This is a genomic window from Limosilactobacillus coleohominis, assembly GCF_016901675.1.
GTDB classification, from domain to species: Bacteria; Bacillota; Bacilli; order Lactobacillales; family Lactobacillaceae; genus Limosilactobacillus; species Limosilactobacillus intestinavium.
In genome coordinates this window covers 1-12,543 of the sequence record NZ_JACJKU010000047.1, presented here as the reverse complement: position 1 = coordinate 12,543, position 12,543 = coordinate 1, and the positions used below count along the sequence as shown (strand labels likewise).

10 protein-coding genes, 5 tRNA genes and 1 rRNA gene are annotated in these 12,543 nt (G+C 40.6%); 15 read left to right on the top strand and 1 reads right to left on the bottom strand.

Annotation, left to right across the window (positions count from 1 at the left end; all coding sequences use genetic code 11):
* From rrf to H5975_RS05425, 15 genes are all read left to right on the top strand, one after another.
* A 5S ribosomal RNA gene (gene rrf / locus H5975_RS05495) occupies positions 1-109 on the top strand; the annotation flags it as partial.
* Positions 110-114: 5 nt separating this feature from the next.
* Positions 115-187 (top strand) — tRNA-Asn (locus H5975_RS05490).
* Positions 188-241: 54 nt separating this feature from the next.
* Positions 242-314: transfer RNA gene (locus tag H5975_RS05485), tRNA-Thr, on the top strand.
* A gap of 446 nt (positions 315-760) precedes the next feature.
* Positions 761-2,260 carry a peptide MFS transporter gene (locus H5975_RS05480; RefSeq protein ID WP_204785208.1) on the top strand — a complete coding sequence of 500 codons (1,500 nt, stop codon included), beginning with the start codon at positions 761-763 and terminating at the stop codon, positions 2,258-2,260.
* 147 nt (positions 2,261-2,407) lie between these two features.
* Positions 2,408-2,490, top strand: a tRNA-Tyr gene (locus H5975_RS05475).
* A gap of 11 nt (positions 2,491-2,501) precedes the next feature.
* Positions 2,502-2,573 (top strand) — tRNA-Gln (locus H5975_RS05470).
* Between the two features lie 58 nt (positions 2,574-2,631).
* Positions 2,632-3,279, top strand: coding sequence for a hypothetical protein (locus tag H5975_RS05465; protein ID WP_204785207.1), 648 nt, complete (start codon positions 2,632-2,634; stop codon positions 3,277-3,279).
* 106 nt (positions 3,280-3,385) lie between these two features.
* The gene (locus H5975_RS05460; protein WP_178662004.1) at positions 3,386-3,958 is read left to right on the top strand and encodes a TIGR01440 family protein; all 573 of its coding nucleotides are present in this window, start codon (positions 3,386-3,388) and stop codon (positions 3,956-3,958) included.
* A 149-nt stretch (positions 3,959-4,107) separates the two neighbouring features.
* On the top strand, positions 4,108-5,724 hold the full coding sequence (locus H5975_RS05455; RefSeq protein WP_204785206.1) for a bifunctional aspartate transaminase/aspartate 4-decarboxylase: 1,617 nt from the start codon (positions 4,108-4,110) through the stop codon (positions 5,722-5,724).
* A 60-nt stretch (positions 5,725-5,784) separates the two neighbouring features.
* Positions 5,785-6,486 carry a GntR family transcriptional regulator gene (locus H5975_RS05450; RefSeq protein ID WP_178662000.1) on the top strand — a complete coding sequence of 234 codons (702 nt, stop codon included), beginning with the start codon at positions 5,785-5,787 and terminating at the stop codon, positions 6,484-6,486.
* A gap of 80 nt (positions 6,487-6,566) precedes the next feature.
* Entirely contained in the window at positions 6,567-8,030 is a 1,464-nt protein-coding gene (locus tag H5975_RS05445) for a nicotinate phosphoribosyltransferase (protein ID WP_204785205.1), read from the top strand.
* Between the two features lie 12 nt (positions 8,031-8,042).
* Positions 8,043-8,876, top strand: coding sequence for an ammonia-dependent NAD(+) synthetase (gene nadE, locus H5975_RS05440; protein ID WP_178661996.1), 834 nt, complete (start codon positions 8,043-8,045; stop codon positions 8,874-8,876).
* Between the two features lie 12 nt (positions 8,877-8,888).
* The gene (locus H5975_RS05435) at positions 8,889-11,060 is read left to right on the top strand and encodes a Tex family protein (protein WP_204785204.1); all 2,172 of its coding nucleotides are present in this window, start codon (positions 8,889-8,891) and stop codon (positions 11,058-11,060) included.
* On the top strand, positions 11,060-11,530 hold the full coding sequence (locus H5975_RS05430; RefSeq protein ID WP_204785209.1) for a SprT family protein: 471 nt from the start codon (positions 11,060-11,062) through the stop codon (positions 11,528-11,530). The genes H5975_RS05435 and H5975_RS05430 overlap by 1 nt, the downstream gene beginning before the upstream one ends.
* Before the next feature lie 42 nt (positions 11,531-11,572).
* A tRNA-Leu gene (locus H5975_RS05425) sits at positions 11,573-11,657 on the top strand.
* 296 nt (positions 11,658-11,953) lie between these two features.
* Here H5975_RS05425 and H5975_RS05420 read toward each other — a convergent pair.
* A complete protein-coding gene (locus tag H5975_RS05420; protein WP_204785203.1) occupies positions 11,954-12,289 on the bottom strand; it encodes a helix-turn-helix domain-containing protein in 336 nt (111 codons plus the stop codon).
* Positions 12,290-12,543: the final 254 nt, after the last annotated feature.

The following is a 12,543-nucleotide window of genomic DNA, read 5'->3' as shown; positions in this document are numbered from 1 at the left end:
TGATGGCTTGAAGGATACACCTGTTCCCATGCCGAACACAGAAGTTAAGCTTCAACGCGCCAAAAGTAGTTGGGGGATCGCTCCCTGCGAGGATAGGACGTTGCCACGCGTTATTGCGAATTAGCTCAGTTGGTAGAGCATCTGACTGTTAATCAGGGTGTCGTCGGTTCGAGTCCGACATTCGCAGTTGCTGAGAGGAAATGTTGATTGTAATCACCGATCAGCATTTCCTTTTTCTTTTGCCAACTTAGCTCAGCTGGTAGAGCATCTCCCTCGTAAAGAGAAGGTCGGAGGTTCGACTCCTCTAGTTGGCATAATTTAGTTTTACAATATTTGATCATCCTTGATATATCAACTTTTTGTATGATTTACTCAAGGGTGATTTTTGTTTATTTAAGAATATTATGCACACGCATGTGCACACGGAAAAAGCGTGTGCATTGAATTGCATTTAAGATGGGTTATATTTATTGAATTAACGGGGTTTCTTCTTGTTTTTCCGTGTGCAAATTACGGTTTTAAAATATACCCAATATAAAAAGATAGTCAATTAAAAAGTTTGCCATACTTCTAAAACCGTGGCAATGTCGCTTTAAAGTCATAATTTTATGATTAAGTCCTCAAAAAATCAATTTGAGTTTCCACCAAAAAGGTGTATACTAAGAAAGCTATTATTAATTTCAAATGATAATTTTAACTAATTCTAATTAATATCTTAATTGCGTCAGTTTGGCGCATTTTTTGGTTCAGGAGGTATTTAATGAATACGAATCAAAATCTAGATACAGCATTTTTTGGCCAACCGCGTGGCTTGTCTACACTCTTCTTCACTGAAATGTGGGAACGGTTTAGCTACTATGGAATGCGTGCCATTCTGTTGTTTTACATGTATTATGCCGTTACCAAAGGTGGCTTAGGAATGTCACAAGGCACTGCTGCCTCTGTGATGTCAATTTATGGGTCGCTAGTCTACTTATCTAGTGTGCTCGGCGGTTGGCTCTCAGACCGTGTCTGGGGATCACGACGAACGGTTTTTATTGGTGGAGTACTAATTATGTTTGGCCACATTGTGCTTTCCTTACCATTCGGCCTAAGTGCTCTTTATTTATCAATAGCACTTATCGTTTCCGGAACAGGACTGTTGAAACCCAATGTTTCAGATATGGTCGGAAGCTTATACGCACCCGAAGATAAAAGACGTGATGCTGGTTTTAGTATGTTTGTTTTTGGAATCAACTTAGGAGCCGCGGTTGCCCCTTGGGTTGCTCCATGGGCCGCTAATGGATTTGGCATGCATACCTTTGGTTCTGAAACTAATTTCCATGCTGGTTTTTCCTTGGCTGCAATTGGAATGTTTATTGGCTTGGTTCAATATTATTATGGTGGTAAAAAGTACCTCTCTAAAGATAGTCTGTATCCTAATGATCCGATTGATCAGGAAGCACTTAAACCCGTATTAATCTGGACTGCAATCATTGTTGTAATTCTAGGAATTGTAATTGCACTTATGGCGGCAATGCAAACGCTAAATATTAACAATATCATTACACTAATTACTGTGATTGCCGTAGCTTTACCAATCTATTATTTTGTAATGATGTTAAACAGTCGTAAGGTAACTAGGGAAGAACGATCCCGAGTATGGGCCTACATTCCATTATTTATTGCTGCTGCTATTTTTTGGAGTATCGAAGAATCCGGTTCTGTGGTACTAGCACTTTTTGCGGAACAGAGAACTATTCTGCGGATTGGTGGCTTTCACATTGCAGCCGCTAACTTCCAAACCTTGAACCCGTTATTTATCATGATTTTGACACCAGTATTTGTTTGGCTGTGGGATCATTGGAAAGGGCAACCAAGTGCTCCTGGAAAGTTTGCGGCCGGTTTAGTTATTGCTGGTCTTTCATACGTATGGATGGCTTTACCAGGAATTATCCATGGAACCACTAGTGGGCGGGTCAGTCCATTTTGGCTGATTGGTTCATGGTTCATTGTGGAAATTGCGGAAATGCTAATTTCACCAATTGGACTTTCGGTGACTACCAGATTAGCTCCCAAGGCCTTTAAATCTCAAATGATGAGTATGTGGTTCTTAGCGGATGCTGCCGGGCAAGCTGTTAACTCTCAAATCGTGAAGTACTATTCGTCAGCAACCGAAGTACAATACTTTTTGATCATCGGATTGATTAGTATCGGTTTTGGAATTTTGATGAGTTTCTTAGTCAAGCGGATCCATCATTTGATGGTTGGTATTAACTAGAAAATTTGAAAGACGAACTGCTAACGTGGTAGTTCGTCTTTTATTTTGGACAAATTTTTAAAAAAGTCCGAAAAAGGCCTTGCAAAAAATCAAATTGTTGTGTATTATAATAATCGTTGATTGTTAGTAAACAACAACAGACCTCACGGAGGAGTAGCGAAGTCTGGTTAAACGCGACGGTCTGTAAAACCGTTCCTTCGGGTTCGGCGGTTCGAATCCACCCTCCTCCATATTTTATTATTGGGCTATAGCCAAGCGGTAAGGCAACGGTTTTTGGTACCGTCATGCGCTGGTTCGAATCCAGCTAGCCCAACTATTAAAGTCGTCACTGTGGTGGCGGCTTTTTTGTTGTTTTGAAGGGAGGTTCTAAAATGCCTAAACAGGGTCAGTTTGCACGGTCTAACCGCCAAAAAGTGATTAAAGAATTTCGCCATCGTCAACAGCGGTCATCTAGGAAAATCAGTCTTAATATGGCGAACAATTTTCTACTTGTTCGTTTTAATTTAACTAGCGGTAAACAACTATCAGTAGTAGATCGTGAAAGCTGTCAGCGTTTTCTGCAGGAATTAATGCCACGATTATTAGAAAATGATTTCCATATGATGCCTGCCGTTCAAGAAGTGTTAAAATACGTTAATTCACGAGTGCCATGGCAATTCTACTATCAGTTAAGTAGTAATTGGGCAGTTCTGGATCATTTCATGAGACGGGAACTACCTGTCATTCCGCTAGAACAGAAAATCATCGTCAAAGATCCTATTGATCAGCAATCTCTAGATCAATGCATTGTGAATATATTAGCGCGTCAGATTACAACGATTACGTTAATGAATAAAACAACTGACGCGGCTGTCCAACAAGCATTAACACCCAAAATGAAAGCCACCATTACGAATGGTGATGGTATTAACTGGAGTACCGTACAAGCACTGCTGCAACCATTTCATTTTCCGATTGATTCGTCTCTAGATGAAGGATCGCAAAAGTGGTTAGAAGAAATTAGTCAAATTAAAGCTTAAATTTCGACGTTTTTTGAACATTGTCATAGGTTATTTGCTAGCGTTTTCTTAATAAGGTCGATATAATAAAGTTATAAAAACCATCATAAAAAGGAAGGTTGTTACTATGACAGAAGAACTCGACACCTATCGTAACGAAGTGCGGACTGGTTTAACTGAATTACTTCAAGAAGCCAAGCTTGAGAAAGGTGATTTGTTCGTTGTTGGTCTCAGTACCAGTGAAGTTCAAGGACAACATATTGGTAAAGACTCTGATATTGAAATCGGTCGGGCAATCATTAAAGAAATTATTTCGGTATTGCGGCCACTTGGTATCCATTTAGCTGTTCAAGGTTGTGAACACCTGAACCGTGCTTTGGTAGTAGAACGGGATGTTGCTAAAAAGTATGGTCTTGAAATCGTAACTGTTTACCCACAAATCCATGCTGGTGGAGCAGGCCAAATTGCTGCTTTCGAAAACTTTGAAGATCCAGTTGAAGTTGAACACATTCAAGCCAAGGCCGGAATGGACATTGGTGACACCTCAATTGGGATGCAAGTTAAGTTTGTTCAAATCCCAGTACGGACTTCTGTTAAGGAAGTAGGGAAGGCACATACAACTTACCTTCGTTCTCGTCCGAAGTTAATTGGTGGTGCTCGTGCTAAGTACACCTGGGATCCATTTGATCAAAATAAATAATTAGACCATTTCCTAAACTGGCTAGCGATCAAGCTAGCCAGTTTTTTGATGGACAAAGATTCTAATAATCATAACGTGGTTTGAACCAATTTGTTATAATTAAGGGAAACAGGTTTTATTGAGAACAAAAATGGAAAGGACTTTCCGACATGACAGCGGATTTAAAAATCTTTAATGCAGTTGATGATACCAAAGTTAAACAGTTTGATCAGCTTTCTAACTTTGAAATTGCCGCAATCTTTAAGCGATTAGCTAAGAATAATTTGCGACACAACCAAGTAGTAAATGGCGGACGTGGGAACCCCAATTGGATTGAAACAACGGGGCGTCTTGCTTATTCTAGATTGCTAGAACTTGGAGTAGTTGAAGCTGAACAGACATTTAACGAGGATGCTGGTATGGCAGGTAATGTCCGTCAAGAAGGCCTTTATCAACGTGTCATGAACGCTCTGGGCGATTCTCGGCGGGATGAATTTCTACGGAATGCGATTCAAGCAGCTGTCAACCATTTAGATATCCAAGACCGTGATGCTTTTATGTATGAATTAGTCGACGGTGCTTTGGGTGACCACTATCCTTATCCGCCACGCTGCTTGAGCTACACTGAAAAAATTTTGGCACAGTATCTCCAAAAAAATTGTTTTAAAGACCAGCAATTAGCTGATTACGTCGACATCTTCCCAACAGAAGGTGGTACTGCAGCCATGGTTTATATCTTCCAAGAATTGCACAGCGCTCATATTTTATATCCTGGCGATACCGTTGTGGTTAATTCTTCAATTTTTACGCCATACCTTCAAATCCCCGTCTTAAGTGAATATGACTTTCACGTTAAGACAGTGACAACGCGACGGAGCAACAATTGGCAAATGACGGATGAACAATTTGAAGAACTCAAGGACCCAAAGGTAAAGGCATTCTTTGCTGTTAACCCGACGAATCCAACGGCACGGGCAATCACTCCTGAAAACCTTCAAAAGTTTAAGGAAGTTTTGAAAGTCAATACAAACCTAATCATCATTACTGACGACGTGTATGGGACCTTCTCCCCAGACTACCAATCGATTTTTGCCGTTGCTCCTCATAATACGATCTTGGTTTATTCATTTTCCAAGCTTTATGGGGCTACTGGTGAACGTTTAGGGTTAATTTGCATGCACAAGAAAAATGTTTGTGATCGGTTAATTTACGAAAATCTCTTAAATTCTCACTTAAACGAATTAGACGAAGAACGCTATTCGATTGTAGCGACTGACCCGCACAAGATGAAGTTTATTGACCGAATGGTTGCTGATAGCCGTGCAATTGGCCTTTATCACACCGCTGGATTATCTTCACCGCAGCAAATTATGATGGACATGTTCTCTCTATCTAATTTACGTGAACCAGCTGGTGATGAATACGTTGCAACATCGCGTCAAACGGTCACAAATCGTTACAATGAATTCTGGAATACTCTGGGATTGACTGCTGATCAAACGCTTGAAAATACTCACTACTACACTTTGGTAGATATTTATCGTTTAATGAGTGAACGTCATGGTAAGGAATTCGCGGAATACTACCAGGATCACTATAATTACTTAGATTTTACCTACCGCTTAGCTGTTGAATTTGGTACCGTCATCATGGACGCGACAGCCTTTGGAGCAGAAAAGGGCAACGTTCGAGTATCATTAGCAAACTTAACCACTGCTGATTATCACCGCATTGCCCAGGATATGCTGGACTTGGTTGACGAATATTATGAAAAATACCAGTACTAATTCAACCAGTATTTCGTGTTAAAATAAAAACATTAGAGTTGCATAGGAGGACGAAGAGATATGGGATCACCGGTATACATTCAGATTCATAATCAACTTCGATCAAATATTGAAGAAGGTAAATGGCAGGTTGGCCAAAAAATACCTGCGGAACGGGAATTAGCCACCGAATTTGGTGTGAGTCGGATGACATTACGGCAAGCCATTCAAACGTTAGTTGACGAAGGGGTACTTGAAAGACGGGTAGGTTCAGGAACTTTTGTTGCCAACCGTAAAGTTCAAGAAAAGATGTCTGGAGTCACTAGTTTTACTGAATTGATGCAAGCTATTGGCAAGGTGCCATCCAGTAAGACCATTTCATACCACTTAACGATTCCATCAGAAAGTGAAACCCAGAAATTAAAGCTAGCTCCGGGTGAACGAGTGTTACGGATGGAACGAGTGCGTTATGGAAGTAAGGTTCCCATTTGTTATGAGGTGGCAACAATTCCTGCGGCCTTAATTACCAACTTTAGCAAGGATGAGGTGACCTCGTCCTTTTACAGAACGCTAACTGAGAAGGCCCACCTCTATCCGGGCCATGCAACCCAAAACGTTTCTGCAACCAACGCGACCGAAAAGATCGCTGAATATCTTGATATTCGTCGTGGTGATGCGTTATTGCGGATGACACAGATTTCTTATTTGCAAGATGGCCGTCCATTTGAGTACGTTCATACTCAATACGTTGGTAGTCGTTTCGAATTTGTATTAGAAAAATAATTTAAAAATCAGAACGGCCAGGTTAGTAACTGGAGGGTCACTAACGTGGCTGTTCTTATCTGTTTCAGGAGGAGAGATTGATGAAGTTCTTGTACCCAGACGACAGTACTGCTTTGCATACGGATGCCTATGAATTAACGATGATGCAAACGTATTGGAAACAGGGGATTGGCAACCGTCGTGCAGTTTTTGAAACCTTTTTTCGGAAGATGCCATTTGAAAACGGGTATGCTGTCTTTGCTGGTCTAGATCATATTATTCGCTATATCAATAGTCTGCACTTTACGAAATCAGACATTGACTATTTACGGACCACTAATCAGTTTGATGATGATTTTCTTGATTATTTAGCTGATTTTCATTTTACTGGAAATATCCGCAGTATGGCTGAAGGAGAATTAGTCTTTAACCATGAGCCAATTATTCAGGTTGAAGGGACGTTACTAGAAACGCAATTAGTTGAAACAGCCATTTTGAACGTTATTAATTACCAAATTATGGTTGCTACTAAGGCGGCGCGAATTAAGTCCATTGTGGGCGATCAGACAGTCATGGAATTTGGTACCCGGCGTGCTCAAGAATTTGATGCCGCTCTGTGGGGGACGCGAGCCGCTTACATTGGCGGTTTTGATGCCACTAGTAATGTACGTGCCGGAAAATTATTTGGAATTCCGATTTCAGGGACTCATGCCCATGCGTTAGTTCAAACCTACCGAAATGACTACGATGCTTTCCGAGCATATGCTCAAACTCACCATGACTGTGTCTTTCTGGTTGATACATATGACACTTTGAGAAGCGGAGTGCCAAATGCAATCCGAGTAGCACATGAAATGGGTGATAAAATCAACTTCATTGGGGTTCGAATTGATTCTGGGGACATGGCCTACCTCTCTAAGAAGGTTCGTCAAATGCTGGATAATGCAGGTTTCCCCAATGCTAAGATTATTGCTTCCAACGATTTGGATGAAAAAACCATTTCTAACTTAAAGATGCAGGGTGCCAAGATCGATACCTGGGGAGTTGGTACTAAACTCATTACTGCTTATGACCAACCAACACTAGGTGCAGTTTACAAGATGGTTTCCGTAGAAGACGACAACGGTCAAATGGTTGATACCATTAAGTTGTCTAATAACGTTTCAAAAATGTCGACCCCTGGCAAACACCAAGTTTGGCGCATTACTGACTGCAAGGATGATAAGAGCGAAGGTGATTACGTCACACTAGTTGATGAAGATCCGCGCAAACAGGATTCACTTTTCATGTTTGACCCCAATTACACGTTCTTAAACAAGACCGTTACTGACTTTAAAGCGCGGCCACTATTACAAGATATCTTCATCAATGGTAAGCAGGTTTATGATGAACCAAATTTGGAAGAAATCCGTGCAGCACGGCAACGCCATTTGGATAAATTATGGGATGAATACAAGCGGGACCTCAACCCTGAAGTTTACCCAGTTGACTTGTCACAAAAGTGCTATGACAACAAGATGAAGATGATTAAACAAATCCATGACAAAATCAGAAAAATGCGTTAGGAGATGACGATAATGCGGAAGATGCAATCAGTCATTATTAATGATTTACAAGTTCAACCATCAATTGATCCTGCGGCTGAAGTTCAACGCCGGGTTAAATTTATTCAAGATTATTTAACAACAACGGGAATGAAGACTGTCGTGTTAGGAATTTCCGGTGGTCAGGATTCTTCATTAGCAGGCCGCCTCAGCCAGATGGCAGTTGAAGGGCTTCGAAAAGATACCGGGGATGATGGTTATCAATTTATCGCTGTCCGGTTGCCATATGGAGAACAGGCGGACGAAGCGGATGCGATGAGTGCCATCAATGATTTTATTCATCCTGATAAAACTGTGCGGGTCAACATTAAACCAGCAACAGACGCAATGGTGAACGAATTAACTGCAGCAGGTGCGCAGATTTCTGACTTTAACAAAGGCAACATTAAGGCGCGTGAACGGATGATTGTTCAATATGCAATTGCCGGAGAATTTGGTGGGGCCGTTGTTGGTACCGACCATGCCGCTGAAGCAGTCACAGGCTTTTACACTAAGTTTGGTGATGGTGGTGCAGATCTAACACCATTATCACAGCTCGATAAACGGCAGGGACGGGCATTATTAGAGTATTTGAATGCACCGGCCCACCTATATGAAAAGACACCAACAGCTGATCTGGAGGAAGATCGGCCAGCGCTTCCTGATGAACAAGCATTAGGAGTAAGTTATCACGACATTGATGATTATCTAGAAGGGTTATCAGTTAGTGATCAAGCAGCGCAAACAATTGAAAACTGGTATTTGAAAACTCGTCATAAGCGTCATTTACCAGTAAGCCCCATTGATACATGGTGGCAAAACAAATAATTAGGAGAAAGTATGGAAACAAACGTAGTTGAAGCGGTCACGACCGCAATGCCTGAATTAAAGGCGCACCAAATTAAAGCGGCCTTAAAATTAATGGATGAAGGGAACACCATTCCATTTATTGCCCGTTACCGAAAAGAAATGACGGGAACTCTGGATGAAGTGCAATTGCAAAGCATTCAGGAACAATACCATAAGGCAAATGAATTATTTGAAAGAAAACAGACCGTTATCAAAAGTATTGATGAGCAAGGGAAACTAACGCCACAACTAAAGACGGCCATTTTAAATGCGACTGATTTACCAAGTGTTGAAGACCTTTATTTGCCATTCAAGCAAAAGCGGCGCACAAAGGCGCAAATTGCGCGCGAACACGGTCTACAATCATTTGCTAACTGGATTCTGTCCTATCCAGATGATGATCTTTCAGCAAAAGCTCAAGAATTTATCAACGATGACGTTCCAACCGCTGATGACGCCTTAGCAGGTGCCCATGAAATCCTTGCTGAAGCGATTAGCGAAATGACCACTGTTCGTGGCTGGCTTCGTAATTACACGGTTAATCATGGTGAAGTGGCAACCGCTTTGAAAAAGAACGGTGAGGATCATGATGAATTAAAGGTTTATGAACAATACTATGATTTTTCATCTCCTGTTAAAGATATGACATCTTACCGGACCTTAGCCATTAATCGTGGGGAAAAAGAAAAAGTATTGCGCGTCAGTGTTAATTCAGATGACGATACTGTTCTGAATTACCTGCAATTCAGATTGATAGGTTCGCACAGTGAAAATGCTGCCACTAAATTTGTAGTTGAAGCTGCACAAGATGCTTATAAGCGGTTCTTACAACCAGCAATCGAGCGTGAAATTAGGCGTCAACTCACGGATGATGCCAACGAACAAGCCATTAAGGTCTTTGGTGAAAACCTTTATAACCTCATAATGCAAGCCCCAATCAAGGGAAAGGTAGTTTTGGGATTTGACCCTGCATATCGAACCGGATGTAAGTTAGCGGTGATGGATCCAAACGGGAAACTATTAACTACAGCAGTGATTTATCCCCATAAACCTGCTCCAGAAAAGGATCGGGAACTAGCAGAAGGCCAATTCTTGGATTTATTAAATAAGTATCAAGTTCAAATGATTGCTATTGGTAATGGGACAGCCAGCCGGGAATCAGAACAATTCGTGGCCAATGCTTTAAAGAAACTTGACCGTTCCGTATATTATGTGATTGTCAACGAAGCCGGTGCTTCTGTTTATTCAGCTAGTCAGGACGCGCGGGATGAATTTCCTGATTTACCAGTAGAAAAAAGAAGTGCCATTAGTATTGGGCGCCGGCTGCAAGATCCATTAGCAGAATTAGTAAAAATCGATCCGCAAGCCATCGGGGTTGGGCAATACCAGCACGACTTGCCAAGTAACGAATTAAAGACTGAACTAGCAACTGTGATCGAACGGGCAGTTAACCGGGTTGGCGTTAACTTAAACACAGCTAGTTACCAGCTTTTAACTTATATTTCTGGGCTATCAACTACGATTGCCAAGAACATCGTTAAATATCGTGATGATAACGGTGCTTATACTAATCGTACTCAATTGAAAAATGTCAAACGGTTAGGGCCAAAAGCCTACCAACAGGCTGTTGGTTTCTTGCGGATCATCGATGGTGAAAACCCATTAGATAATACCGACATCCACCCAGAAAGTTATTCATTAGCTCAACAAATCCTATCTGCAGCTGGAGTGGATGCAAAGGATATCGGTGATGAGCAGGCGAATAAAAAACTACAAGACCTATCGGCAGAACAATTCATTGATGATGATCATGGACAAGAAACCGTCCAGGACGTAATTACTGATTTACAAAAGCCAGGACGTGACCTTCGTGACTCACTTCCCGCACCATTATTACGAACCGACGTCATGACAATGGATGATTTGAAACCAGGCATGAAACTTCAGGGAACTGTACGGAACGTTGTCGATTTTGGTGCATTTGTGGACATCGGTGTTAAACATGATGGGCTTGTGCATATTTCACAGTTAACCAAGAAGTTTATTCGTGATCCGCGTCAAGTAGTGGCAGTCGGTGATATTGTTAACGTATGGGTATTATCAGTAGATCATGATCGACAACGAATTCAACTAACGATGATTGAACCAGGTAGTGATAAATGATGACTGATGCAGAGTTGCAATCACTGACTGAGCAAATTTCGTTGAAATATTTTCACCTACCGTTTCGTCATCGTGCGGTATTTAATAAGCGATTAAGAACTACTGGTGGGCGATACCATCTTAATGACCACCACATTGATATCAATCCCTTAATGTTAACGGAGTTTGATGAAGATAACCTCAAACGGGTGATTTTACACGAACTATGCCATTATCACCTCCACTTAGCTGGCAAGGGTTACCAGCATCGTGACCATGATTTTAAACGACTACTAAAAATGGTGGGTGGTTCACGATATGCTCCGGCGACTAGCAAGGCGCATTTAAAGCGCCAATATCGTTACCTTTATCGTTGCAAACAGTGTGGTGTTTTGCTACCAAGAATGCGACGTTTCAACACTTCACGGTATCATTGTGCACGATGTGGTGGTCGTTTTTCCTTAGAAAAGGAAATAAAACCGAAAAAATAGTTGTCAATGAATGGTATTTTTGATATGATACTATTTGTTGATGCGGCCATGGCGGAATTGGCAGACGCGCAAGATTAAGGATCTTGTGGTCGTTTAGACCGTGGAGGTTCGAATCCTCTTGGCCGCATTTAAACAGATTCATTAATCTAATTAATCCTTGATATATCAACGTTTTATGGTTGTATATCAAGGATTATTTTTGTTTATTTAACAATATTATGCACACAGTTGTGCACACGGTTATAAACTGTGTGCACGTATAAACACTAGGAAAGTGTTGTATTTACTGATTTAATGGGCTTTATGCCCACTTTTTTTGTGTGCAAATTGCTATTTAAAATAGAATATCCCATAAAATTGGGTGTTATTAAAACTATAAAAGGTCATTGATTTAGGAATTATTTTGATTCCGTATCAATGACCTTATTTTTGTTCGTTATGAATTCGCAAAATATTAATGAATTCAGTCGAATAGTTCTCAGCTAAATCCTTTGGTAAGTTTAATAACATATGGTTAAGCCGCTGAGTAACCGGGTAGTCAACTTTATCTTTATCTGAATTAGATAGAAGGTCTGTTAATGGTACTCCCAAAGCATCAGCAATCTTATAAGCATTTTTAATTGAAATGCTGCTAGTGTTTGTACGTTCTAGGCTAGAAATAAAATTAAGTGATAACCCGCTAAGTTCAGCGAGTTTTTCTTGTGTAAGATTTTGTTTAGTTCTAGCCGCGCGAATATTATCCCCAAGGTTAAATTCCATGGCCTCAACCCCTTTATATAAAGGGTATCAGAGCTAATAAAATATCAAACGAAATATAGTAATCATATGATTACAGATATATTTATACCAATATATTATGCATAAAATAGATTTAAATAATGTGTATTAAGCATTATAATAAAAATCTAAATTTCAAGAATAAGTTAGCCACTAAGCTGAAATAAATAGCACTGACCAATTAATTATTGGTTGATGAGAACGTGACATCTCTTGATAGAATGCTTTACAGTAAA

Excerpts from the sequence above, each read along its gene's own strand:
- H5975_RS05435 (WP_204785204.1), top strand. The coding sequence starts at position 8,889 with ATGGAAACAAACGTAGTTGAAGCGGTCACGACCGCAATGCCTGAATTA.
- H5975_RS05455 (WP_204785206.1), top strand. The coding sequence starts at position 4,108 with ATGACAGCGGATTTAAAAATCTTTAATGCAGTTGATGATACCAAAGTT.
- H5975_RS05450 (WP_178662000.1), top strand. The coding sequence starts at position 5,785 with ATGGGATCACCGGTATACATTCAGATTCATAATCAACTTCGATCAAAT.
- H5975_RS05420 (WP_204785203.1), bottom strand. The coding sequence starts at position 12,289 with ATGGAATTTAACCTTGGGGATAATATTCGCGCGGCTAGAACTAAACAA.
- H5975_RS05465 (WP_204785207.1), top strand. The coding sequence starts at position 2,632 with ATGCCTAAACAGGGTCAGTTTGCACGGTCTAACCGCCAAAAAGTGATT.
- H5975_RS05480 (WP_204785208.1), top strand. The coding sequence starts at position 761 with ATGAATACGAATCAAAATCTAGATACAGCATTTTTTGGCCAACCGCGT.
- nadE (WP_178661996.1), top strand. The coding sequence starts at position 8,043 with ATGCGGAAGATGCAATCAGTCATTATTAATGATTTACAAGTTCAACCA.
- H5975_RS05460 (WP_178662004.1), top strand. The coding sequence starts at position 3,386 with ATGACAGAAGAACTCGACACCTATCGTAACGAAGTGCGGACTGGTTTA.
- H5975_RS05445 (WP_204785205.1), top strand. The coding sequence starts at position 6,567 with ATGAAGTTCTTGTACCCAGACGACAGTACTGCTTTGCATACGGATGCC.
- H5975_RS05430 (WP_204785209.1), top strand. The coding sequence starts at position 11,060 with ATGACTGATGCAGAGTTGCAATCACTGACTGAGCAAATTTCGTTGAAA.